The sequence below is a fragment of the Duganella sp. S19_KUP01_CR8 genome (genome assembly GCF_036688705.1).
In the GTDB taxonomy this organism is placed as follows: Bacteria; Pseudomonadota; Gammaproteobacteria; order Burkholderiales; family Burkholderiaceae_D; genus Rugamonas.
Map to the genome: position 1 here is coordinate 177,764 of NZ_JAQQPR010000005.1, position 23,053 is coordinate 200,816.

16 protein-coding genes are annotated in these 23,053 nt (G+C 62.4%); 10 read left to right on the plus strand and 6 right to left on the minus strand.

Going from position 1 to position 23,053, the window contains the following annotated elements:
* Nucleotides 1–8: 8 nt before the first annotated feature.
* On the minus strand, nucleotides 9–3,080 hold the full coding sequence (gene fdnG, locus V6M89_RS07130) for a formate dehydrogenase-N subunit alpha (RefSeq protein WP_332852539.1): 3,072 nt from the start codon (nucleotides 3,078–3,080) through the stop codon (nucleotides 9–11).
* A 216-nt stretch (nucleotides 3,081–3,296) separates the two neighbouring features.
* On the opposite strand from fdnG, the gene V6M89_RS07135 reads away from it, so the two are divergent.
* From V6M89_RS07135 to V6M89_RS07145, 3 genes are read left to right on the plus strand one after another with little or no spacing between them, the layout of a single operon-like run.
* Nucleotides 3,297–3,788 (plus strand): nuclear transport factor 2 family protein, encoded by a 492-nt coding sequence (locus tag V6M89_RS07135; protein WP_332852540.1) that lies wholly within the window; start codon nucleotides 3,297–3,299, stop codon nucleotides 3,786–3,788.
* A gap of 42 nt (nucleotides 3,789–3,830) precedes the next feature.
* Entirely contained in the window at nucleotides 3,831–4,892 is a 1,062-nt protein-coding gene (locus V6M89_RS07140) for a sensor histidine kinase (protein WP_332852541.1), read from the plus strand.
* Nucleotides 4,889–5,656: a LytR/AlgR family response regulator transcription factor gene (locus tag V6M89_RS07145; RefSeq protein WP_332852542.1), complete on the plus strand. Its 768-nt coding sequence runs from the start codon at nucleotides 4,889–4,891 to the stop codon at nucleotides 5,654–5,656. The genes V6M89_RS07140 and V6M89_RS07145 overlap by 4 nt, the downstream gene beginning before the upstream one ends.
* Here V6M89_RS07145 and V6M89_RS07150 read toward each other — a convergent pair whose 3' ends face one another.
* The 5 genes from V6M89_RS07150 to V6M89_RS07170 all read right to left on the minus strand — a co-directional run bounded on the left by V6M89_RS07150 (nucleotide 5,657) and on the right by V6M89_RS07170 (nucleotide 12,710).
* Entirely contained in the window at nucleotides 5,657–7,222 is a 1,566-nt protein-coding gene (locus V6M89_RS07150; protein WP_332852543.1) for a histidine-type phosphatase, read from the minus strand. It abuts the gene before it with no gap.
* A 3-nt stretch (nucleotides 7,223–7,225) separates the two neighbouring features.
* The gene (locus V6M89_RS07155; RefSeq protein ID WP_332852544.1) at nucleotides 7,226–9,337 is read right to left on the minus strand and encodes a TonB-dependent siderophore receptor; all 2,112 of its coding nucleotides are present in this window, start codon (nucleotides 9,335–9,337) and stop codon (nucleotides 7,226–7,228) included.
* Between the two features lie 95 nt (nucleotides 9,338–9,432).
* Complete coding sequence (locus V6M89_RS07160) at nucleotides 9,433–10,341, minus strand: carbohydrate kinase family protein (protein WP_332852545.1); 909 nt, start codon at nucleotides 10,339–10,341, stop codon at nucleotides 9,433–9,435.
* A 2-nt stretch (nucleotides 10,342–10,343) separates the two neighbouring features.
* The gene (locus tag V6M89_RS07165; protein WP_332852546.1) at nucleotides 10,344–11,552 is read right to left on the minus strand and encodes an AGE family epimerase/isomerase; all 1,209 of its coding nucleotides are present in this window, start codon (nucleotides 11,550–11,552) and stop codon (nucleotides 10,344–10,346) included.
* Nucleotides 11,553–11,687: 135 nt separating this feature from the next.
* Complete coding sequence (locus tag V6M89_RS07170; protein WP_116988019.1) at nucleotides 11,688–12,710, minus strand: LacI family DNA-binding transcriptional regulator; 1,023 nt, start codon at nucleotides 12,708–12,710, stop codon at nucleotides 11,688–11,690.
* 314 nt (nucleotides 12,711–13,024) lie between these two features.
* Here V6M89_RS07170 and V6M89_RS07175 point away from each other — a divergent pair, with 314 nt between their 5' ends.
* The 7 genes from V6M89_RS07175 (at nucleotide 13,025) to V6M89_RS07205 (ending at nucleotide 22,961) form a co-directional block, all read left to right on the plus strand.
* Entirely contained in the window at nucleotides 13,025–14,299 is a 1,275-nt protein-coding gene (locus V6M89_RS07175; protein WP_442881957.1) for a sugar MFS transporter, read from the plus strand.
* Nucleotides 14,300–14,302: 3 nt separating this feature from the next.
* Entirely contained in the window at nucleotides 14,303–15,658 is a 1,356-nt protein-coding gene (locus V6M89_RS07180; RefSeq protein ID WP_332852547.1) for a glycoside hydrolase 5 family protein, read from the plus strand.
* Between the two features lie 232 nt (nucleotides 15,659–15,890).
* Nucleotides 15,891–17,141, plus strand: a complete 1,251-nt coding sequence (locus V6M89_RS07185) for an ABC transporter substrate-binding protein (RefSeq protein WP_332852548.1) — start codon at nucleotides 15,891–15,893, stop codon at nucleotides 17,139–17,141.
* Between the two features lie 135 nt (nucleotides 17,142–17,276).
* Nucleotides 17,277–18,161 (plus strand): carbohydrate ABC transporter permease, encoded by an 885-nt coding sequence (locus V6M89_RS07190; RefSeq protein ID WP_332852617.1) that lies wholly within the window; start codon nucleotides 17,277–17,279, stop codon nucleotides 18,159–18,161.
* A 10-nt stretch (nucleotides 18,162–18,171) separates the two neighbouring features.
* Complete coding sequence (locus V6M89_RS07195) at nucleotides 18,172–19,038, plus strand: carbohydrate ABC transporter permease (protein WP_217944307.1); 867 nt, start codon at nucleotides 18,172–18,174, stop codon at nucleotides 19,036–19,038.
* 113 nt (nucleotides 19,039–19,151) lie between these two features.
* Nucleotides 19,152–20,291, plus strand: a complete 1,140-nt coding sequence (locus V6M89_RS07200) for an ABC transporter ATP-binding protein (RefSeq protein WP_332852549.1) — start codon at nucleotides 19,152–19,154, stop codon at nucleotides 20,289–20,291.
* Nucleotides 20,292–20,330: 39 nt separating this feature from the next.
* On the plus strand, nucleotides 20,331–22,961 hold the full coding sequence (locus tag V6M89_RS07205; RefSeq protein ID WP_332852550.1) for a TonB-dependent receptor: 2,631 nt from the start codon (nucleotides 20,331–20,333) through the stop codon (nucleotides 22,959–22,961).
* Nucleotides 22,962–23,053 lie beyond the last annotated feature (92 nt).

The following is a 23,053-nucleotide window of genomic DNA, read 5'->3' on the forward strand; positions in this document are numbered from 1 at the left end:
TCGGGCCGTCATGCTTTTTCCACTTTCACCAGGAAGGACTTGAATTCCGGTGTCTGTGAATTGCCGTCACCAACCGTCGGCGTGAGGGTGTTGATCAGGTAGCCCGGTTTGGTGACTCCCTTGAACCCGAAGTGGATCGGCAGTCCGACCTGGTGGGTCTTCTTGCCGTCGATGATGAGCGCCTTGATACGCTTGGTCACCACGGCTTTCGCCACGATGTGCCCGCGCTTGGAGCTGACCTTGACGCGGTCGCCGTGCGCCACGCCCAGCTCCTTGCCCAGCTCCTCGCCGATCTCGACGAATTGCTCCGGCTGGATAATGGCGTTCAGGCGCGCGTGCTTGGTCCAGTAGTGGAAGTGCTCCGTCAGGCGGTAGCTGGTGGCCACGTGCGGGAACTCCGCCACCTTGCCCAGCTTGGCCCGGTCGTTCGGGAACATGTGGGCGGCGGGGTTATTGGTGGCGCGCGCATTGGTCGGGTGCAGCGGGTTGTGGCCGATCGGCGACTCGAACGGCTCGTAGTGCTCGGGGAAGGGACCCTCGGCCATGGCGTCGCGCGAGAAGAAGCGCGCCACGCCTTCGGCCAGCATGATGAAGGGGCCCATGCCGTTTTCCGGCGGCTCGTCCGCCTTGAAGTCGGGGACGTCGGCGCCGGCCCAGTTGGCGCCGTTCCAGCTCACCAGCTTGCGTGTCGGATCCCACGGTTTGCCTTTCGGGTCGCAGGAGGCGCGGTTGTACAGGATGCGGCGGTTGGCCGGCCAGGCCCAGGCCCAGTTCAGCGTCTGACCGATGCCGCTCGGGTCGGAGTTGTCGCGCCGTCCCATCTGGTTGCCGGCCGCGGTCCAGCAACCGGCGAAGATCCAGCAGCCGCAAGCCGTGCTGCCGTCGTCGCGCAATTGCGCGAAGCCTGCCACCTGCTCGTTCTTCTTCAGGATGACTTTGGTCGGGTCCTTCGGATCGGTGAGTTCCTTCAGCGCCTTGCCGTTGTACTCCATCGCCAGTTCTTCCGGCGTCGGGCTGTACGGCTTGGCGTAGGGCCAGGTCAGGTTGACGATCGGGTCGGGGAATTTGCCGCCGTCGGCCTGGTACGCCTTTTTGATGCGCAGGAAGATGCCGGACATGATCTCCAGGTCGCTCCTGGTCTGACCCGGGCCGTCGGCCCCTTGCCAGTGCCATTGCAGCACGCGCGAGGAGCTCACCAGCGAGCCGCGTTCCTCGGCGAAGCAGGTGGTAGGCAGGCGGAATACCTCGGTCTGGATCTTGGTCGGATCGACCTGGTGGAACTCGCCGAACGGACGCCAGAACTCCGCCGTCTCCACCGCGAGGGGATCCATCACCACCAGGAACTTCAGCTTGGACAAGGCTTCCGTGATCTTTTGTTTGTCCGGCGCCGAGGCCAGGATGTTGAAGCCCTGGCAGATGTAGCCGTTCATTTTCCCTTGATGCATAAGCTCGAAGGCCTGCATCATGTCGTAGGGCTTGTCCAGCTTGGGCAGGTAGTCGAAGGCGTAGTTGTTCTCTTCCGTCGCCGCGTCGCCCCACCAGCACTTCATGAAGCTGACCAGGAACTTTTTGGCGTTGCTGTAGTAGCTGAGCTGATTCGGACGCAATGGCTTCAGCGCGCGCTTGGCGGCGTAAGCCTCGAAGTCCTGCTCCGCTTCGCCGGGCAGCGTCAGGTAGCCGGGCAGCATATTGGTCAGCAGCCCCAGGTCCGTCAGGCCCTGGATGTTGGAGTGGCCGCGCAGCGCGTTCATGCCGCCGCCGGCGATGCCGATGTTCCCCAACAGGAGCTGCACCATGGCGCCGGTGCGCAGCGTTTCCGCGCCGGTGGAGTGCTGCGTCCATCCCAGCGCATACAGGATGGTGGCTGCGCGGCCCGGAACGGCGGTCGATGCCAGCATCTCGGCGACTTTGAGGAATTTTTCCGGCGGCACGCCGCAGGCTTTTTCCACCATCGCCGGCGTGTAGCGCGAGTAATGCTTCTTCATCAGCTGGTACACGCAGCGCGGATGCTCGAGCGTGGCGTCGATCTTGGCGAAGCCGTCGTCGCCCATCTCGTAGTTCCAGCTGCTCTTGTCCGTGTACTTGCCCGCCTTTTCGTCGTAGCCCGAATACAGGCCGTCGTTAAAGGCGAAGTCCTCGCGCACGATGAAGGGCATGTCGGTGTAGTTGCGGACGTACTCGTGCTGTATCTTGTCGTTCGTGAGCAGGTAGTTGATGATCGCGCCGAGGAAGACGATGTCCGCGCCGGTACGGGTAGGGACGTAGTAGTCCGCCACCGAAGCGGTACGGGTAAAGCGCGGATCGACCACGATCAACTTGGCGCCGCGATGCGCCTTCGCTTCCGTGACCCATTTAAAGCCGCAAGGGTGTGCTTCTGCTGCATTACCGCCCATGACCAGGATGACATCGGCGTTCTTGATGTCCACCCAGTGATTCGTCATCGCACCACGTCCAAATGTCGAGGCAAGACCTGCCACCGTCGGACCGTGTCATACACGCGCTTGATTGTCGAATGCCAGCATGCCCAGACTGCGCATGGTTTTATGGGTTAAGTAGCCTACCTCGTTGGTGCTCGCCGACGCGCACAGCATGCCGGTGGTGGTCCAGCGGTTGACGGTCTTGCCGTCCGCCGTCTTGTCGATGAAATTGGCGTCTCGATCGGCCTTCATCAACTTGGCGATGCGGGTCAGCGCGTCGTCCCAGGACATCTTGCTCCATTCGGTCGCACCGGGCGCACGGTACTCGGGCACCATCAGGCGATTTTCGGAGTGGATGAAATCGATGAGGCTCGCGCCTTTGGGGCACAGCGTGCCGCGGTTGACCGGATGGTCGGCGTCACCCTCGATGTGGATGATGCTGGCCTTGGCGTTCTTGGCGCCGTCGCCCAGGCCGTACATGAGAATCCCGCAGCCTACGGAGCAGTAGGGGCAGGTGTTACGGGTTTCGGTGCTGCGCGCCAGCTTGTATTGCCGGACTTCGGCCAGGGCCGATGCCGGCGCAAAGCCGAGCAGCGCGATGCTCGAACCCGCGATGGACGCGCCAGTCACCCGAAGGAACTGACGCCTGGTCATCTGGTTCATGGGGTAAGCCTCTCATATTATGAAAAGACCTGCCAAGTCTATCACTATAAAAAAGGGAGCCTCGTAACGAATTGAATCGGATGTTGTGTTTTCAACAGTAAATAGTTTCTCGGTGGCTATACCGCTTCGCCGCAATCCGTGCACGGTCCGGCGCATTCCGCTCGACCGGCGCCTGCGGTGTGCTTATCGTGAGCTTTTAGTCACTTTGGAGCTTACATGCGCATACTGCTTTCTCTTGTTTTCGCCGTTATGGCCGCGTTGTGCACCGCGCCCGCGCGTGCTGCCGACACCGGGCATGACGCCGACGTGGCCGCGATTCGCCAGGTGGTGCAGCAATTCCAGTCCGCCATCGTCGCCCACGACGGTAAAACCCTGGGCGGCCTGTTCCTGCCGGACCACGACAGCTGGTTGTCGGTATTCGACACCCCGACCTGGAAGGTGGTCAAGGCGGAGAAGCCGGCCGCGCGCAAGGTGATGCGATCGACCTGGCAAGAGTTCGCGAATTTCGTCCAGACCTACAAAGGTCCGGTCGAGGAGCGCTTCTACGATGTACGCATCGACACGAATGGCGCCGTGGGTTCGGTGTACTTCAACTTTGATTTCCTCTCCGACGGCAAGGTCAGCAACCGTGGCAGCGAAAGCTGGCAGATGGTGCTGACCGAAGATGGGTGGAAGATCAGCTCAATGCTGTACTCGATCGGCGACTGACACGTTAGAATCGCTGGTTTCCTCTTTTTCCGGACGCTCAGCGTGAAAGAACCCACTCCACAACTCATCGCCGTCCTTGCCGCCCTGCCGGTCGCCGCCTGCATGGCGATCCTTGGGCTGCCGGCGCTTGGCCATGGCTACGCCGCAGCCTTCCGAGGACTGTTTTTCGTTGCGTGCATGGCGTGGATCGCGCCGTTGGCCCAACTGCAACGCGTTCTGTGGCGCCGCGAGAGTTCATTGATGCTCACGGCAGTGGTATTGCTGGTGGCAAGTTATGCGATGTCGATCGCTAACGCGCTGGCCGGGCAGCGCCTGGCGATCGCGCTCGGGCTGGAGACCGGCTATCAGTGGGCCTACCTGGTACAGGGCCTGGACGGCTGCTGGTTGGCGCTGATCGCCTTCTGTGCCGTGCATGCGGTTGCGGTTTACTACCTGTCGCTGCAACGCACCCGGCTTCACCTCGCGCAGGCGCTCGCGCACGCGCGGGACGCCGAGCTGCGCGCCCTGCGTCTGCAGGTGAACCCGCACTTCCTTTTCAATACACTAAACGCGATATCGGCGCTGGTCTCCGCCGGCGCCGATCGCGAGGCCACCCGCATGATCAGCCGCGTCGCCGACTTTCTACGCGCTACCCTCGCGCATGACGGTCGCCACGAACACGCGCTGGCCGAGGAGCTGGCGCTGATCGAGGCCTATCTCGACATCGAAAAGGCGCGGCTCGGCGAGCGCCTGCGGGTGACGATGACGGCAGGTCCCGACGTGCTTGACGCGGCGGTCCCGTACTTGCTGCTGCAACCGCTGGTCGAGAACGCGATCCGTCACGGGATCGCACCGCTGGCGACTGCGGGCCGGCTCGATATCCGGGTAGAACATACCGGCACCCACCTGGCGGTCGACCTGCTCAACGATGGACGCCGGCCCGCATCGGATGGGGCCAACGGTATCGGTCTTGCCAACGTAGCCGAGCGCCTGCGCCACCTGTACGGCGGGGAGCAACAGTTCGACGCCGGTTGGCGCGATGAGCGCAATTTTCATGTGCGTCTGACGCTGCCGTTGCGGCCTATGGCCGAATCCGCGCCGGCCGCTTTGCGGGCCGCGGCATGAAGCCCGTCCCAATCAGCGTTGCGATCGTTGACGATGAGCCGTTGGCACGTCTCGCGCTGAAGACACGATTGGCGCGCCGGCCTGGCTTCGAGCTGGTCGCGGAGTATGGTGACGGCGACGCCGCCGTCCAGGGCCTGACTGCCTTGGCTCCAGACCTTGTGTTCGTCGACGTCGAAATGCCCGGCCGTAGCGGGCTTGAAGTACTACGTGCGCTGCCCGTGGAGAGCAGGCCCATGGCGATCCTGGTCACTGCGCATGACAGCTTCGCCTTGCAGGCCTTCGATCTGGCGGCGCTCGACTATTTGCTCAAGCCAGTCGATGACGACCGCTTCGACGAGGCCTTGGACCGCGCCCGCCGGGCCTTTCCCTGGCGTCGCAAGAACGGCGCGCCTGCATTGGCGCCAGCCCCCTGGTTACGTACGTTTACGGTACGGGCAGGAACGCGGACGGTATTGGTGCGGGCCACTGACGTCGAACGCATCGAAGCGGATGGCGACTATGCGACGCTACATGCGGGCGGCAAGACGCATCTGGTGCGCGAACCGCTGCATCAGTTGGCGATGCAGCTTGACCCCTTGCAGTTTCAACGCGTACACCGTTCGGCGATTGTACGCATCGACATGGTCGTCGAGCTTCGGGCGCTGACGAATCGCGACGCCTTGCTGCGCCTGCGCGACGGCAGCCTGTTACGCGCAAGCCGCAGCTATATGCCGGCGCTGCTGGAGGCTCTTGAACGCCGCGACAAGCATGTAGTTAATGCCTGACTAGTTCGGCAGGTAGCAGGCGCGCAGGCCGGCGTAGTCGTAGTAGTGGCTGGCCGGGGCGATCTTTGCCTGGTCGCAGCCGCGCTTGAAGTCCGTTTCCTTCTCGTTGTACAGCATGCGGACCAGCGTTCGTCCTTGCTCATTGGTGTAGACATCCCATTGGATATTGGCTGCCATCGGCGCTACTGCATCGCCGCGCCAGTTGCTATTGCTGTAGCTGTATGCCACTGCGCGCGGTAACTGTTCCGACATGCCGGGCAGGCCGAGGATGGCCGCCATCGGAATGACGATTTCAGCGTGGGCGAAGCGCAGCTTGGCGGCGTGCGACAGATCGCCCTTGGCGACTGCATCCACCTCGTTGAAAAAATCGTCGAGCAGCGTTTGCGCCATGCGGTGGTTGATGCCGCCGTTTTCGCTGATGCCGGGGCCCTTGGTGTAGAAGGCGAGGGCATCTTCGGTGGCTGCGAACACTGCCGCCTGCTGTGCCGGCATGTAGCGGGTGAAGTCGGCTTTCAGTTCGGCCTTCATGTCGGCGGCGGCCGCGTACAGGTCGTAGATTGCTTGCGCTGCATCTGTCGCGGATTTGATCTCGGTGTCGCCATCACCAGTCAGCTTGTTGGTGAACTGCTTGTCGGCGCTGGTGTAGCTGTAGGTGCCGGTGTTGGCGGCGCTGTAGCGGCCTTGATTTAGTCCTTCGATAAAGGCCGGCGTGAACAGGCGCTCCAGCACTGCTTTGGCTGCCGCCGCAACCTGCGGCTGCGCCAGCACGGCGGCTTCGCGCGCACGCAGTTCGTCGCTCCTGGCCCAGGCTTGGTATTCCTGGCTGGCCCGGTAAGTGGCGTGCAGTGGATCGCCTTCGTCGGCCACCAGGTCCTGCTTTGCGCTCAGCTTGTGGAAGTAGAGCAGGAAGCGGTCGGTGCCTGCCGGGCGGCTGTCGTGATTCGTTTCGGCGCGCGGCGCCAGCGACGGCGGACGCACTATCAGCGCTTGCAGATTGGGCTGCTGCGCCACCAGCGATCCGGCGAAATAATCGCCGCTGTCCACGGCGCGGTCCTTGCCGGAGGTGACCAGCAGGATCTGGCGCGGCTGCGCCGCCGTGCCAGCACCAGCACCTGCACCTGCGGCCGCGTTGCGGAACAATTGCGGCAAGCGATGGTACATGCGCTCAGCGAGCTGCTTGTGCTCCATCACACCCTGCATGGTCTCGTTGCCGTAGCCCGGCTTGGTGATGCCGGCCACGCCGTAGCCCAGCAAGGCATTGGCCTTCATCATTTGCAGCAGGTCGTCGCCTAGGTGGGCGCCCAGCGGCGTCAGGCCCTTCTCCTTGCCGGCCAACTGCCACAGATTGTAGAGCACCAGGTCGGTCTTCATGCTGCTCAAACCGCGCGACCCATGCCGCGCCAGCAGCTGGGTGTAGACCGCGCGGTAGCCTTGCGGCGGCGCTTCGTAGCTGGCGCCGGCCTGCTGCGGTTGATACGGTGTCTTGGTTTGATAGTACTGCTCGCCGACGGCGTTCAACATCAACAGGGACAGCGCGGCGCCTGCCGCAAGGCGTGGTGGTTTCATACCTTAGAAGTCTACGCGAACATTCACGCTTGCAGTACGTGGCGAGCCGACGTTCAGATAGTTCTCCTGGTAGTAGGTCCAGTATTTGCGGTTGGCGATGTTCGAGATGTTGGCGCGCACGCTGACCATCTTGCCGAAGTAGCGGTGACGGTAGTTGAAGCCCGCATCGAACAGCGTGTAGGCCGGCAGCGTGTTGACGTTGGCCGCATCCATCGGCAGCTCGCCCAGGTACTGGGTGCCGGCGTGCAGCGCCAGGCCTGGCAGCACTTCGCGCCAGGTCGCCTGCACCGAAACCTGACGGCGCGGGGCACCGACGGCGCGCTTGCCGCTGTAGCCTGCGGCGGCGTTTTCCAGCGTCGCATCCAGCAGCATCAGGCCACCTTCGATCGACAGGTTTTTAGCTGCTTGCACCACGGTGTTGAATTCCACACCCTGGTATTTGGATTCGCCGTCTGCCACGAAGACATTGCCGGCATTGGTGTACTGTGCGCCACGCTTGATGTGGAACAGCGCCGCGCTGGCGTTCCAGAAACTGCGCTCGGTCTTGATGCCGACTTCGGCCTGCTTGCTCTTCAGCGGAGCGAAGGTCTGGTTGGCGTTGACGGTGGACGTGGGCGCGCTGGAAGCCTGTTCCATCGCCTCGACGTAGCTGCCGTAGACAGTGGTGTCCGCGGCCGGCTTGTACATCAGCGCCACGGTCGGCGTGGTGCGCTGAGCCGGGTAGTTGGCGATGACCACGCCCTTGGTGGAATAGGCGTTGTCGTTGTAGCGGGTATAGCGGGCGCCGGCCAACACCGACCAGTTGTCGGTCAGCTTGACGGTGTCGCTGGCGAAGGCCGCTTCCTGGCGGGTCGCTTCGTCGCGGTAGGTGCCGCCGCTCCAGTTGATGCTGTCGACGTTGATGATGGTCGGTGCATACAGGTTGCCGGTGCCCAGATAGGTTTTTGGCGTCACAGCGGAGGAGGTCGACGACAGGTTCTGCGAGGTCACGCCGGCGACGATTTCATGCGCCAGGCCGAAGGCGTTGACTTTGCCTTCGAAGCTGGCCTGCGCCTGGTCGAAGTGGTAGCCATGCAGCTCGGAGGTGACGCGGTCCTTGTAGTCGCCCTTGTTGCTGGTGATGTAGTACTGGTCCTTTTTATACACGCGGGTCGAGTTCGACGTGCGGTAGGAGAGGTTGGCGATCCAATCTGGGCTCAGGCGGTATTCCATGCCGACCGTGGACAGCGCGAATTCGACGTCGCTGCCGGCGCCGATGCTGTTCAATTTGCTGTCGCCGGCGATCGGCTTCGGCACCACATACAACGGCGAGATCACCACGTCGGTGCCACCCACGCTTTTGCGGCGTTGGTAGATCGCATCGTAGGTGAGCGCCACGTCGTTGTTGACGCGCCATTCCAGGTTGATGCCCGCAGCGTTACGCTTGATGGAGCCGCTTTCTTCCTGCACGCCGCCATCTTCGTGCAGCAGGTTCAGACGGTAACCGAAGCCGCCTTCATCGCCCAGGCGGCCGCCTGTATCGATATGTTCCTTGATCGCGCCGCCTTCCTGGTAGCCCAGCGCCGCGCTGAAGCTCTTGTCGGTGGTGGGGCGCTTGCTGACGTAGTTGACGATGCCGCCCGGCGAACCGAAGCCGTACATAAAGCCGGTCAGGCCTTTCAGCACTTCCACGCTCTCGAACATCTCCAGCGGCATTTCGGTGCCGCGGTTGACGTTGGCCAGGCCGTTGATCTTGTAGCCGTTCAGGTCATCGAGGCGCAGGCCGCGCATCTGGATGGTGGCCGGGTGGGTGCTGATCGGTGGGCTGATGGCGGTGACCGAGGCGTCGTACTTCAGTACTTCGGAGATGCTGGTGGCCAGGCGGTCTTCGATTTCGTCGCTGCTGACGGCCTTGGTGGAGAAGGGGGTATCGAGTTCCGACTTGCGTCCCAATGCACCGCCGCTGATGCTGTCGCCCAGTTTTTTCTTTTCCACCGTCGCCTTGATGACGACCTTGGACAGCGCGCCTTCGCCGCCGTCTTCTGTGGCGAGGGCCGCGCCGTGCAGTGCGCACAGGCCGGCGGCCGCCAGGGCCAGGTGCAAACGGGATTTAGCGAAGGTAGAAGTCGGGTGCATGAGAACCTAAAGTAGAGGGGCGATATAAAGCCCGCAATCTTATCGGTGTTGTATGACAACCGTATGACGGCCCTCATGCTTTTTACTGCGACGACTTACGGCAGCAGCGCCTCGATCTGCGCCAGCGACGGCGGCGATGCGCCCGCAGCCAGGCAGGCCGCCGCGCCGGCCGCCACGGCAAACTGCAGATGCTGCAAGGGTTGATTTTGCGGGCGATGCATCATGCTCCAGGCCAGCGCCGCGATGCTGGCGTCGCCCGCGCCGACGGTGTCGACCACGGTGATCGGCGGCGCGGGCAGGTGCCACGCCTGGTCGCCGACGTGCAGCGATGCTCCGGCTCCGCCCTTGGTGTACAGCCAGGTGGCGGTCGGGTTCCAGCTGCGCAGCGTAGCGAAGGCGCCGTCGATATCGGTGGTGCGGAACAAGCCTTCCAGATCTTCTTCGGACACCTTGATGACGTCCGCCAGCTCCGTCATGCGGCGCAGCGTGGCGTCGTACCGCTCATCCATCAGCAAGCGGTAGTTCGGATCGTAGCTGATGCGCACGCCGTCCTGCTTGAGCTGCCCGGCCAGTGCCACCAGCTTGTCCGCCAGCGGTTGGCGCGCCAGGCTGATGCCGCCGAAGTGCGCCCATTTGCAGTGGGCGCGCCAGCCATCCGGCAGCGCCGCCGCGTCGAACTGCAAGTCGGCGCTGTCGTCGCCGACGAAAAAGTAGGCCGGCGGATCGGTGCGGTGTACGATCGCCAGCAGCGGCGATTTGTCGCTGCGCTGGAGGAAGCGCAGGTCGAGCCGCGCGGCCTCGCTGGCCTGCCACAGCGCGTCGCCGAAGACGTCGCGGCTGATGGCGCCGGCGAAGGCGGTCGGCACGTCCAGCCTGGCCATGGTGCGCGCCACGTTCCAGGTCGAGCCGCCCACCTGGCTAAGCCACTGCTGCTGTTGCGGGTCCTGCACGATCATGTCGGTCAGCGCTTCGCCTGCCGCCACGAATACCGGAAAGGCCGTCATGCTTAGTCCTTCAATACGTTGAGCACTTCGTAGCAAGCGCCCATGGTGTGATAGTCCACCTTGCCGGCGGGGCTCTTCTCGTCGGTCAGCTTGCTGTTGTCCGCGCCGAGGATGCGATACCACGCGCCGTGCTGGTGGTCGACGAAATGCTCCCAGCTGTAAGCCCAGATCTTGTCGTACCAGGTCCAGTAGCGTGATTCGCCGGTGCGCGCGGCCAGCAGTGCGGCGGTGGCCAGGCTTTCGGCTTGCACCCAGAAGTATTTGAGATCGTCGCAGATGCTGCCGTCCGGCGCGAAGCCGTAGTAGATGCCGCCATGCTCATGGTCCCAGGCCTTGGCCAGCGCCGCGTCGAACAGCTCGACGGCGCGCGGCAGCAGCCAGTTGCTGCCGCCTTCCAGCTGCTCGCCGTGGCGCTCCAGCAGCAGCAGCAGCTTGGCCCACTCGGTCAGGTGGCCCGGCTGGTAGCCCCACGGACGGAAGATGTTGCTCTTGTCGTGGCGGTTGTATTCGGTGTCCACCGACCAGTCGGCGTGGTAATGCTCCCAGATCAGGTTATCGGCCAGCGCCGCCTGGCGTTGCGTGATGTTGCGGGCCAGCGTTTCGGCACGCAGCAGGTAGGCGTGTTCGCCGGTCGCTTCGAAGGCTGCGATCAGCGCTTCGCAGGCGTGCATATTGGCGTTCTGGCCGCGATAGGGCGCCAGGAAAGTCCAATCGGAGCTGGCTTCGTCGGCGTACAGGCCGTGGGCGGACTGCCAGAAGCGGCGTTCCATCAGCGCATAGGTCTCGGCGATCCATTCACGGGCCTGGGTCTCGCCGGCCATCAGCGCATGGCTATAGGCCAGCAGCACGAAGGCCAGTCCGTAGCAGTGGTTGGTGCCGTCGGTGACGAGGCCTGCGCCGTCGTTCCAGTCCAGCTGCCACGCGTAGCCGCCGGTGTCGGCGTTGCGGTGCGCCTTGCGCAGGAAGTCCAGGCCGTGGCGCAGGCGCTGCTGGTCGGCCGCCTCGCCGAACTGGCGCCACGCCATCGCATGCGTGAAGATGAAGCGCGTGCTGCTGACCAGGTGGCGGGTGTGCGCGTCATAGACCGTTCCATCATCCTTGTAGAAGTGATAGAAGCCGCCGCTGGGGTCCACGCAGCGGTCGTCGTAGAAGTGCTTGGTGTGGCGTATGTGGTTCAGCAGCGTTGCGCGGGATTGAAAATCTGGTACCATCGTCAGGTCCGTTTGTGGGTTAAAAAGCAGGCCGCCTTGTACGGCAAAGCACTGTATGTTTTTCAGGCGCGCAGCAGCCCCCGCATACGGTTCCTGCGAACCGTATGCCCTGCGGCAAAGCCTGGTCTGTAAAGATTATTTCTGTATGCGCCACCCGTCGAACACGGTGCTGGCACGGACGATCAATTCCACCGGTGCGATCTTTTCTACTGCCTCTTCCTGCTGCCCGCTGAGCAGCAGTTCCACGCCCAGCGCGCCCAACGCTTTCTTATCGATGCGCAGCGTCGTCAACGGACGATGCCCCAGCACGGCGGTCGCGATGTCGTCGAAGCCGACGATGGCGATGTCGTGCGGGACCTTCAAGCCTTTCGCCAGGCAGCAGCGCATCGCCACCAGCGCGGCGCTGTCGTTGTAGCAGAACACCGCATCCGGCGGATGGGGCAGCGACAGCAGCTTCTCCATCGCTTCCCAGGCGCCCGTTTCCAGGTCTACGCCGTCCGGCAATCCGGCTTCCAGGCGCGGATCGGCCAGGATGCCTTCTTCAAACAGCGCCTGCCGGTAACCCCGTGCGCGCTCGCGGATGCTGTAGTGCGACAGCGGGCCGGAGATGAAGCCCACGCGGGTGCGGCCGGTGTCGATCAGGTGCTTGGTGGCCAGGTAGCCACCCATCATATTGTCCGGGTTGACGGAGCTGTAGCCGCGCAGCTGCATATCGATCAGCACCAGCTGCTTGCCGGTCGAGCGCAGGGCGCTCAAGGTCTCCGGTTCGAAGAAGCCGGCGCAGACGATGCCGTCCGGCGCATGCATGCGTATCTGGTCGATCAAACCGTCCGCCGGGCCGACCGCCATGAACGACAACACGATGCCCTGCTTGCGGCAGGCTTCCTCGGCGCCGTGCAGCACCGGCGAGTAGAACGGGCTGCTCGACGCGGTGTTGTGCTGGCGGTGCAGCAGGAAAGTCAATCGCCGCAGGCGTTTCGGCCGCAGCTTGCAAAAATCGTAGCCCAGTTCCCGTGCCGCTTCCAGCACCATCTGGCGTGTGGCTTCGGTCAGTCCCGGTTCATTCTTCAGCGCCCGCGAGATGGTCCCGGCGGACACCCCGGCGACACGGGCGATATCCCGTATCGTCACTCCGGCGACATTCGTGGCATTGCCCATCTACCCTCCAAGTATCTTTATGAAACTGCTCGCGGCGGGGCCGTCGGCAGGATTCTGTATGAACGCAGTCTTGCATAAGCGTCCACGCCCGGTCAAACAACTAGGTGACTTTCCCGAAAAGTTTAGCGCAATTTACTAAACATGCCAGTTTTAGCCTTTCGCTGCGCCGCAATGGCTGCGTCGCGCCTATATCGGCGTGTTTAGTGAAGGTGGCTAAACTGCGGCCGAAATGCGCGTGTTGTTTGACCACCGGATGGCGCCCATGCAGAATCTTTTTCATTAATATAAAAACCATCCATACAGGAGACAGATTTATGGAACACGTTGCATCGGCAGCTATGCGCCCTCACGGTCAAGCGGACCAGGAAGGAACCAGCAACACCATCCCGCTGGTCATCATCACACTGCTGTTCTTCATGTGGGGGCTGCTAACGTCGCTAAACGACGTGCTGATTCCGCATCTGAAATCGATTTATACCCTTAATTATGTGCAGGCGATGCTGGTGCAGTTCTGCTTCTTCGGCGCCTACTTCATCGTCTCGCTGCCGGCCGGGATGCTGATCAAGCGCATCGGTTACCAGCGCGGCGCGGTCAGCGGCCTGGTACTGGCGGCCGGCGGTTGCGCGCTGTTCTATCCGGCGTCGATGAACGGCTACGCGCTGTTCCTGCTGGCCTTCTTCGTGCTCGCCAGCGGCATCACGATCCTGCAGGTGGCGGCCAATCCGTATGTGACGGTGCTGGGCGCGCCGGCCACCGCTTCGAGCCGCCTGACGCTGACCCAGGCCTTCAATTCGCTGGGCACCACCATCGCGCCTACGCTGGGCGGCATCCTGATCCTGTCCGAAGGCGCGCCCGTGGTGGCCAACCTGGTCAAGACCAAGGCCGAGGAGGCGGCAGCCGTGCAGGGCCCATACCTGGCGCTGGCTGCGGCGCTGCTGGCGCTGGCCATCCTGTTCGCGCTGGTGCGCCTGCCGAAGATGACCCACGCGGAAGAGGAAGCCGGCGTTATCGCCACCGTCGAGAAATCCGTGCTGGCGCATCGCCACCTGGTGCTGGGCGCGATCGGCATCTTCCTGTACGTGGGCGGAGAAGTCAGCATCGGCAGCTTCCTGATTAACTTCCTCGGCGAGTCGAATGTCGCCAGCCTGCCGGCCGGCGCCGCCGCGCACTACGTCAGCTACTACTGGGGCGGCGCCATGATCGGCCGTTTCATCGGCTTCGGCGTGATGCGCTATGTCAGCCCGGGCAAGGCGCTGGCCTTCAACTCGGCGGCGTCCATCGCGCTGATCCTGGCCGCCATCTTCGGCAGCGGCGCGGTCGCCATGTGGAGCATCATCGCGGTCGGCCTGTTCAACTCCATCATGTTCCCGACCATCTTCAGCATGGCGCTGCACAAGTTGGGCAAGCAGACCGGCCAGGGCTCCGGCATCCTGTGCATGGCCATCGTCGGCGGCGCGGTCGTGCCTTTCGCTCAAGGCCTGCTGGCCGACTCCATTGGCCTGCAATGGTCGTTTTTCGTGCCGGCTGCCTGCTACACCTTTATTCTCTACTTCGGCGTGAAGTATGCCGGCATGTACTCGACAAAATAGATCATGAAATCACTATTCAAGTTCTGCGCCGCCGCGCTGATGGTGAGCGCCTGCGGCATGGTTGGCGCGGCCGGCAAGGCCGATTTTGTCAGCGTCAAGAAGACCCACTTCTCCCACAAGGGGCAGGCCTATTACATCGTCGGCGCCAATTTCTGGTACGGCGGCTACCTCGGCGCGGCCAGCGGTGTCGGCGAGCGCGCCCGCCTGCTGAAGGAGTTGGACAATATGCACGCGCTGGGCATCAATAATCTGCGCGTGCTGGCCGTGTCGGAAAAGACGGACATGAAGAGCGCAGTCAGTCCCGCAACGACGACGGCGCCAGGGCAGTACGACGAGGAACTGCTGGTCGGCCTGGACTTCCTGATGGCGGAAGTCGCCAAGCGCGATATGACGGTGGTGCTTTACCTGAACAACTTCTGGCAATGGTCCGGCGGCATGACGCAGTACCTGAACTGGTTCGAGGGCACGCCCGCGCTGGACCCCAACGTCACCAAGGACTTCGACGGCTTCCTGACGAGCACCGCCGCCTTCTATCGCAGCGCCGCCGCGCAGGCGGAGTACCGCAACGTGATCGCCAGGATCGTCAAGCGCGTCAACACCGTCACCGGCAGGCCTTACTCCGAGGACGCTAGCATCATGGCCTGGCAGCTGGCCAATGAGCCGCGTCCGGGCACCAGCCAGGTCACGCAGAAGGAAAGGGCGGTCTACGTCAAATGGATAGACGAGACGGCGGGCTACATTCATAGCCTGGACAAGAACCACATGGTCAGCAGCGGCAGCGAAGGCGTGGTCGGCTCGGCGCAGGACGCGCAGCTCTACCTGGACGCTCACCGCACCAGCAATATCGACTACCTGACCTATCACCTGTGGCCCAAGAACTGGGGCTGGTTCGATTCGAAGAACCCCACCGGCAGCTGGGACGGCGCCATTGCCAAGAGCCGCGACTATCTGAACACGCACATCGAACTGGCGAAGAAGCTGAACAAGCCTATCGTGCTCGAAGAGTTCGGGCTTGATCGCGATGGACCATCGTTCAGCATCAAGGCCACCACCAAGATCCGCGACCGCTACTATCGCGAAGTCTTCGACGTCATCTACCAGCGCGCCAGCAAAGGCGATCCGATCGCGGGCTTCAATTTCTGGGCATGGGGTGGCGCCGGCCGCGCCGCCAACGCGGATTACTGGTGGAAGCCGGGGAACGATTTCGTCGGCGACCCGCCGCAAGAAGAGCAGGGCCTGTATTCGGTATTCGATTCCGACGTCGGCTCCCTGCTGCTGATTAAGGAATACGCCGACCGTTTGCACGGCATCTGCCGCATTCCAACAACAAGCTCCCAGGCTTTTTGTAAAGTTATGTAAGCATTTCTTACGAAGCCTTGCAGGGCGGGGGCGTTGTCCCCGCCATATCCCCCTCGCGTTCCCATCGGCAGTAAGGAAATGTAATGCAGTAGTCCCGCGCTGAAAATTTATATCAATGAATTCAACGTCTTAGCTAGTTGGTTCTGTAAGGCAACCCACTTGTCTGTCACAGAAAAGCCAATGCTAGAATAAATTCATCGTTGTAAATAAAGCCATGCAAAGGGACTCATACATGCAAGTACGCCGAATTGTTCGCCACGCTCTGTTGATCGCCATGTTCTCCGCCCAAGCCTCCCAGGCCGGCACCCTGGTGATCGAAAGCTGGCGCGTCGACGATAAGACGCTGTGGGAAAAAGTACTGCTGCCGGCCTTCGAAAAGAGCAATCCCGGCATCGAAGTCAAATTCGCGCCGACCGCGCCCACCGAGTACGACTCCAGCCTGGCTGCGCGCCTGGCCGGCGGCACCGCCGGCGACCTGATAGCCTGCCGTCCGTTCGATGTCTCGCTGTCGCTCTACAAAAAAGGCCATCTGGAGAAGCTGGACGGCAAGCCGGGCATGCAGAACTTCGCGCCCACGTCGACGGTGGCCTGGCAGACCGACGACGGCAAGGACACCTTCTGCATGCCGGTGGCCTCCGTGATCCACGGCTTCCTATACAACAAGAAGATCTTCAAGAAGCTGAACCTGCAACCGCCGAAGACCGTCGATGAATTCTTCGCCGTGCTGGAGGCGCTGAAGAAGGGTGGTATCGCGCCGCTGGCGCTGGGTACGGCCGACCAGTGGGAATCGAGCCAAATGGTTTATACCAATATCGGTCCGAATTTCTGGCGCGGCGAGGAAGGCCGCAAGGCGCTGATCTCCGGCAAAGCCAAGTTGACCGACGCACCGTTCGTCGAGGCCCTGCAGTTCGAGCAGAAGATGGGCACTTACCTCAGCAAGGGCGCCAGCGCCCAAACCTATGGCGACAGCCAGAACCAGTTCGCGCTGGGCCGCGCCGCGATCTATCCGACCGGCTCCTGGGATATCTCGTACTTCGGCCAGACGCCGGGCCTGGAGTTGGGCGCGTTTGCGCCGCCGGTACGCAAGGCTGGCGACCCATGCTTCATCTCCGACCACATGGACATCGGCATCGGCGTCAACAAAAAATCCCGCAACAAGGAAGACGCCTACAAATTCCTGGCCTGGGTGGGCTCGCAGGAGTTCGCGGACATCTACACCAACCGCGTGACCGGCTTCTTCTCGCTGTCCAACCACCTGATCGCGGTGCGCGATCCGGTGGCCAAGCAGATGGCGGAGTGGCGCGGCAGCTGCGCGTCGACGATACGCTTCAACGCCCAGGTGCTCAATCGCGGGCAGCCCAGCATGGAAAGCGAATTGTGGAACGTGAATGCGCAGGTATTGAACGGCAAGCTGGCGCCCAAGGATGCCGCGGCCAAGCTGCAGAACGGTTTTGCGAAGTGGTACAAGCCACAGCAAAAGTAGTATCACACCAATCCCTCCCCCTGATTGTGTGATTCCTTTGGCCGGCGCCGGGCGCGGCGCCGGCTCTTTTTTGCCCGAATTCTGGAGGCTTACTTGAAACACGTGGTTAATACGGTGCGGCCCTGGCAGTTGCTGATGTTCCTGGCGCCGGCGGTGATCGTCTACTCCCTGTTTAGCGCGCTGCCGCTGGTGCAGACGCTGGCGCAGGGCTTCTTCAGCGCCGACGACAACGGCACGACGGTCTTCGTCGGCCTGGAAAACTTCCGCACCATCCTGCTCGATCCGGATTGGTCGGCGGGGTTCTGGAATGCGATGGCCAACAACGCCAAATTCTTCTGCATCCACATGCTGCTGCAGAACCCTATTGGCCTGCTGCTGGCGACGCTGTTTAGTTTGAAAGGGCTGCGCGGCGCCCGTACCTACCGCACGTTGATCTTCTTGCCGACGCTGCTGTCGGTGGTGATCATCGGCTTTATCTGGCAACTGATCTTGTCGCCGCTGTGGGGCGTGGGCGAGAAGCTGATGGGCTTTGCCGGCCTGGCCGATTGGTTCGCACCGTGGATGGGGCAGGAGGAAACCGCCCTGGCGACGCTGTCGATGATCTCGGTGTGGCAGTACATCGGCATGCCGATGATGCTGATCTACGCCGCGCTGCTGGCGGTGCCGGAGGAAATCGTCGAAGCGGCCCACGTGGAAGGCGCCAGCGCGTTGCGTATCTTCTGGCAGATCAAGCTGCCGCTGATTTATCCGACGCTCGGCCTGGTGACGATACTGACCTTCGTCGCCAACTTCAACGCCTTCGATCTGATCTACTCGATCAAGGGCGCGCTGGCCGGGCCGAATTATTCGACCGATATCCTCGGTACGCTGTTCTACCGCACCTTCTTCGGCTACCAGGCGCAGGTCGGCAACGCCTACCTGGGTTCAGCCGTCGCCACGCTGATGTTCCTGGTGATCCTGGCCGGTGTGGGCGTTTATTTTGTCGGTGTCCAGCGCAGGCTGACCCGCTTTGCACTGTGAGGGCCGCGCCATGACCGCTATCGCCATGAATCCACCCGTACCGCTGGCCAGCCGCTTCGACCTGGGCCGCCTGATGGTGCATGCGACGCTGATCGCCTACACCGTGCTGGCGCTGTTCCCGATCGCGCTGATCCTGATTAACTCGGTCAAGAGTCGCGCCGCCATCTTCGACGATCCGCTGGCGCTGCCGACGATGGAGTCGCTGACTTTCATCGGCTTCCAGAAAGTCCTGGCCAGCACCAACTTCCTGCTCTACTTCGGCAACAGCCTGTATGTGACGCTGGTGGCGCTGCTGTGCATCGTGCTGTTCGGCGCCATGGCGGCGTGGGCGCTGTCTGAATACAGCTTCATGGGCAACCGCGTGCTGACGCTGTTCCTCGCCCTCGGCATCATGATCCCGATCCGCCTCGGCACGGTGTCGATACTGGAGCTGATGGTCAAGCTAGACCTGGTCAACACACTGGCCGCGTTGATCCTGGTGTACACGGCGCAGGGCCTGCCGCTGGCGATCATGATCCTGTCCGAATTCATGCGCCAGGTGCCGTCGGAGTTGAAGGATGCGGCCCGCTGTGACGGCGTTGGCGAAGTCCGCATCTTCTTCCAGGTGGTGCTGCCGCTGATACGGCCGGCGATTGCGACAGTGGCGGTGTTCACCATGATCCCGGCCTGGAACGATTTGTGGTTCCCGCTGATCCTGGCGCCGTCCGATCGCACCAAGACCGTCACGCTGGGCGTGCAGCAGTTCATCGGCCAGTACGTCACCGACTGGAATTCCGTACTGGCGGCGCTGTCGCTGGCGGTGATTCCGATGCTGATTTTGTACGCGGTCTTTTCGCGTCAATTGATCCGCGGCCTGACGGCCGGCGCGGTCAAGTAACCGACAACGTCATTCCCGCGCAGGCGGGAATCCATGCTGAGCGCGAATTGACGCGTTCTATGGGTTCCCGCCTTCGCGGGAACGACACTGACCTGATTTGAAAGAGGAATGTAATGGCAAGTGTCAGCTTAAAAGAACTGCGTAAATCCTACGATGGCAAGACCGATGTCCTGGCCGGCATCGACCTGGATATCGCGCACGGCGAGTTCGTGGTGCTGGTCGGTCCGTCCGGCTGCGGCAAATCGACGCTGCTGCGGATGTTGTGCGGCCTGGAGAGCATCACCGGCGGCAGCATGTCGATCGGCGACGAGGTGGTCAACCACCTGCCGCCGGCCGAACGCGGCATCGCCATGGTGTTCCAGAGCTATGCGCTGTATCCGCACATGACGGTGTACCAGAACATGGCCTTCGGCCTGAAGGTGGCGGGGCAGGGCAAGGCGGCGATCAAGGAGCGCATCACCCGCGCCGCCGCCACGCTGAAGATCGAGCACCTGCTGGAACGCCTGCCGCGCGAACTGTCCGGCGGCCAGCGGCAGCGAGTGGCCATCGGCCGCGCCATCGTGCGCGAACCGCGCCTGTTCCTGTTCGACGAGCCGCTGTCCAACCTGGACGCCGCGCTGCGCGTGCAGACCCGCCTGGAGATCGCCAAGCTGCACCGCCAGCTGGACGCCACCATCGTCTACGTCACGCACGACCAGGTCGAGGCGATGACCTTGGGCGACAAGATCGTCGTCATGCACGAAGGGCAGATCCAGCAAGCCGGCACGCCGCTCGACCTGTACCAGCAGCCGCGCAACCTGTTCGTCGCCAGCTTTATCGGTTCGCCGAAGATGAACCTGATGGCCGGCACCGTTGCCGAAGCCAGCGCCGGTGGCGTGCTGGTGCTGCTGCCCAGCGGCGAAGCGGTGCGCGCCTATGTCGACGGCAGCGACCTGCGGACCGGCATGAAGGTCACGCTCGGCCTGCGCGCTGAACATATCAACGAATCGCGCGCCGGTTCGGAAGTTTTCAAAGGCGAGGTCAGTGTGGTCGAACACCTGGGTGAAGCCAATTACATCTACGTCAGTCGTGAAGGTGCAGAAGACGTGGTGATACGCGGAGACGGCGAACGTCACGTCGAGATCGGACAGTCCATCGTCTTCTCGGCCGACAGCACCGCCTTCCACGTGTTTGACGAAGGGGGACAGGCGCTACGACGCCTGCGTCCGGGGAATATGGTGTCGGCCGCGCGCAGCATGATGCGCAGCGTCTGATATCAATGCGGTTCACATTTTTCAAACAAGGAGAATTGAATGACTAAGCCGGTACTTAAGAAAAAAATATTACCTCACTTGATCGCACTGGCGCTGAGCGGCGGCTTTGCGCACCAGGTATATGCAGCGGATCCAGTTGCGGCCGAAGCGGCCCAAACCAGCGAGGCTGCGCCAACTGGCGACACCGCAACCGTTGAAGTGCGCGGCATCCGCGAACGCCTGAAGCGCAACCTGGCTGAGAAACGCGATTCCGGCAACGTCATCGATACCGTCACTGCCGAGGAAGTCGGAAAATTCCCGGACAAGAACGTGGCCGACTCGCTGCAACGCGTGCCGGGCATCTCCGTCGACCGCACCTGGGGCGAGGGCCGCGACATCTTCGTGCGCGGCACAGACAAGAACCTGAACCTGACCCAGTTGAACGGCCAAGCCGTCGCTTCCGGCTACTGGTGGAAGAACGATTCGCAAAGCCGCGGCTTCAACTACGACATCCTGGCCTCCGAGCTGGTGGCCAGTATCGACGTCTATAAAAGCCCGTCGGCCGACCTGGACGAGGGCAGCATCGGCGGCCTGGTGATCGTCAAGACCCGCAAGCCTTTGCAACTGAAGCCGCTGGTGGCGCAGGTGTCGGTCGAGGAGACCTACAGCAAGCTGCCGAAGAAAACCGATCCGCAGATCTCCGGTTTGCTGAGCTGGACCAACGAGCAGAAGACCTTCGGTGCGCTGGTCGCCGTCAGCCGCCAGCAGCGCACCATGCGCCGCGACGGCCTGGAAAACTTCACCGATTCGACCAAGTACAACATCGTCGACCAGAACGGCGTCGTCACGCCTGGCGCTTATGCATCGTGGGGCGGCGGCTCGGCGATCTTCCGCCAGGACCGCAAACGCACCACCGGCGACATCACCTTGCAGGCCCGCCCGAATGCCAACACCGATATCTCGCTGAACTACATGAACTCGGATATGAGCATGGACAACAGCAACCAGAACTACCTGTGGGAAGCGGGTGGCCTGGCGGATGCGAAGGGGAATATCGCCGTCACCAATCCGAAGTTCATCACCACCTCCGATGGCACCAAGGCGCTGGTCGGCGGCACCGTCGGCCCGACGGGCGGCGTGTCGTTCGAACCGATCTTCCGCCAGTCCTATATCAAGTCGGAAGTGCTGGACCTGGAAGGCACCTACGACGCCGACAACTGGAAATTCCACGGCCAGGCCGGCACCACCAAGGGCTCCGGTGGCAGCGACCATGACCGCAACTTCTGGTTCGTCGGGAATACCCGCACCACCTTCAACATCGCGCCGGACACGTATGAGGTCAAGTACCAGGACATCAATCCTCTCGACCCGAGCAAGCTGACGCTGCAAAGCTCGCGCGACTGGATCCGCCGCATGGAGACCAAGGAAAACTATGCACAGGGCGACCTGACGCTGGACGTGAACAACGGCTTCTTCAAATCGTTCAAGGTCGGCGCCAAGTTCCGCGACACCACGGTGCAGAACCATCGCACCATCGGCACGGATGGTCCTGGCAATCCTGGCTGGCAGTCGTTCACGCTGGCCGACCTGTCGACCGGTGCTTCGCCCCTGCTGAGCCAAAAAGCCGCCAATCCAGGCTCGCTGACGCAGTACGCATGGGTGGATGACGGCCTGGCCTACTCCAAAGGCTTCCCGATGTATGACAAGGGCATGGTCTACGCGGAAGCGAAGGGCGAGTACTACAAGATCAAGGAAAAGATCTACGCGACCTATGCGCGCGCGGACTTCGCTGTTGGCCAATGGCGCGGCGACTTCGGCGCCCGCATCGTCAAGACCGACCAGAACTCCGAGGCCTACCAGGACTTGAAAGGCACCGGCAACTACACGCTGGCCAACGTCAGCCGCAGCTACACGGATGTGCTGCCGAACCTGAACGCGGTCTACACCGTCAACAAGGATCTGCTGGTGCGCGGCGCCGTGGCGCGTGTGATGGCGCGTAATACCTACAGCGATTTGAGCGCCAGTACGGAAGTCAGCGGCACCACCAACGCCGCCACCTCCGGCAATCCGCTGCTCAAGCCTTACCATGCCAACCAGGCGGAACTCGGCGCCGAATGGTACTACGCCGATGCGTCGCTGCTGTCGGCCACGGTGTTTGCGAAGAAGCTGGATACCTTCATCTACACGCAGACTGCGACGGAGAACGTGGGCGGCGTGCTGCGTCCGGTCACCCGTCCGTACAACGCCAACAACGGCGAAACGGTCAACGGCCTGGAACTGCAATGGCAGCAAGCGTTCAGCAGTGGCTTCGGCGCCATCGTCAACTACACCTACACCGACGCCAAGACCGGCGCCAATGCGGGCGGCGTGAAGCTGAACGTGGTCGGCAACTCGCGCAACCAGGCCAATATCACCGGCTTCTTCGAGAAGGATGGCTACAGCGCGCGGCTGTCGTACAACTACCGCTCCAAGGCCTACGGCGCGCTGGATGAAGGTGGCCAGGACGTGACCAGCGCCTACGGTCAGTGGGATGCGTCGGCCAGCTGGGATATCACGCCGAAGATCAGCCTGTACCTGACGGCGGTGAACATCACCAATGAAGTCATCCGCACCAATACGACCGACGGCTTGCCGGTGGGCGTGTATGAAAACGGCGCGCGTTACAGCGTTGGCTTGAAAGCCAAGTTCTAAAAAAGCTGGACGCAACACCTTGCTGGTGGCGAGATAAATAACGTTTGATCGGGAGAGTAATGATGTCGCATCATAGTTTCAAGAGAAAATTT